This window comes from Chromohalobacter sp. HP20-39 (genome assembly GCF_033052815.1).
GTDB lineage: Bacteria > Pseudomonadota > Gammaproteobacteria > Pseudomonadales > Halomonadaceae > Chromohalobacter.
In genome coordinates this window covers 1-331 of record NZ_JAWHTP010000354.1, presented here as the reverse complement: position 1 = coordinate 331, position 331 = coordinate 1, and the positions used below count along the sequence as shown (strand labels likewise).

The following is a 331-nucleotide window of genomic DNA, read 5'->3' as shown; positions in this document are numbered from 1 at the left end:
AACAATATCTGGAAAATTAACAGGGAAACACCTTCGATAGATCAGGGAAATTTCGAGCCTTCGCAGGAAGTTTCATCTGCAAACTTCAAGGCAGCGCGCAAACGACTGCAAGCTTGGGAAGCCACGGGCTGCGGTTGCCCTACTCCACGGCAGAGAAACCTATTTCGCGCGATCTACGTCCGGCGAATGTAGAGAGGTCGACTATGACGGAAGCAGCTATTGTCAGCCAGCAGCCGCTATCCGTTTGTCGAATCCGTTGGGGAGTTCGATATCGACCTCCAGCGTCGAAACGCTCCTGCCCCTGTCCATCCGAACGATGACCTTTTCCGGG

General features: G+C 53.5%; 1 protein-coding gene. It reads left to right on the top strand.

Features of this window, described 5'->3' with window-relative positions; genetic code table 11:
* Nucleotides 1–192 (top strand): hypothetical protein (locus RVY79_RS18345; RefSeq protein WP_317465969.1); only part of this gene is annotated, 192 nt, incomplete at its 5' end.
* Nucleotides 193–331: the final 139 nt, after the last annotated feature.